This is a genomic window from Actinoallomurus acaciae, assembly GCF_042429965.1.
Classification (GTDB): Bacteria; Actinomycetota; Actinomycetes; order Streptosporangiales; family Streptosporangiaceae; genus Actinoallomurus; species Actinoallomurus acaciae.
On record NZ_JBHLZP010001107.1, the window covers coordinates 1 to 1,078 of the forward strand.

The following is a 1,078-nucleotide window of genomic DNA, read 5'->3' on the forward strand; positions in this document are numbered from 1 at the left end:
ACGGGCGCAGCAGGCGTCTCGCCTGGGGTCCCGAGGCGCACGGCGGCAGCAGCTACCAGCGGCCGGGCGATGAGTGGGGCGCCGGCTACCGGTTCGACCGGCCCGGCTGCTGGGACCTCCACGCCGTCCGCGGCACCGCGACGGCCGACGTCTGGATCGAGGTCGGCCGCCGCCCCCGCACCTCGCGGGCGACCGCGCGCCGCCCCAAAGGCCCGCCATCCCAGGACACCCACAGCACGGCATAGAACGGCCGCTGAAACCCCCACACCCGCCGCCTGAGCCGCGGACGGCCACCACCGGCCCCACACCTCGCGGGCGACCGCGCCCCACCCCACCGGCCCGCCACCACAGCACGGCATAGAACCAGCCGCTGAAACCCCCACACCCGCTGTCTGAGCCGCGGTCGGCCAACCACCGGCCCCACGCCTCGCGGGCGACCGCGCCCCACCCCACCGGCCCGCCATACTCAGGACAGGCATAGGACCGGCCGCTGAGACCCCCATGCCCGCCGCCGGTCCCGCGCCTCTCACGCCTCGCGGATGGCCGCGTTCCGCTCCGCCGGGCCGCCGTGCCAGGACTCCCACAGCGCGGCGTAGGAACCGTCCGCCGCGATGAGCTCGTCGTGGCTGCCCAGCTCGGTGATCCGGCCGTCCTCGACGACGGCCACCCGGTCGGCGTCGTGGGCGGTGTGCAGCCGGTGCGCGATCGCGACGACCGTACGGCCCGCCAGCACCGCCGACAGCGTGCGTTCGAGGTGGCGCGCCGCCCGTGGGTCGAGCAGCGACGTCGCCTCGTCCAGCACCAGTGTGTGCGGGTCGGCGAGGACCAGCCGGGCCAGCGCGAGCTGCTGGGCCTGCGCGGGCGACAGCTCCAGGCCGCCCGTGCCGACCCGGGTGTCCAGGCCCTGCGGCAGCTCGGCGACCCAGGCGGCCTCGACCGCGGCCAGGGCCGTGGCCACCTCCTCCGCCGTCGACTCCGGCCGGGCCATCAGCAGGTTGTCGCGCACCGTCCCCTTGAACACGTGGTGCTCCTGGGTGACGAGCGCGACGTGCCCGCGCAGCTCTTCGAGCGGCAGGTC

At 76.3% G+C, this 1,078-nt stretch carries 2 protein-coding genes; one reads left to right on the forward strand and one right to left on the reverse strand.

The genetic code is table 11. The annotated features are described in order from the left end of the window. A partial coding sequence (locus tag ACFFNX_RS50895; RefSeq protein WP_378213702.1) for a hypothetical protein occupies nt 1-245 on the forward strand: 245 nt, incomplete at its 5' end. 281 nt (nt 246-526) lie between these two features. On the opposite strand, the gene ACFFNX_RS50900 is transcribed toward ACFFNX_RS50895, so the two are convergent. After that, nucleotides 527-1,078: ATP-binding cassette domain-containing protein (locus ACFFNX_RS50900; RefSeq protein WP_378213703.1), on the reverse strand; the 552-nt coding region annotated here is incomplete at its 5' end.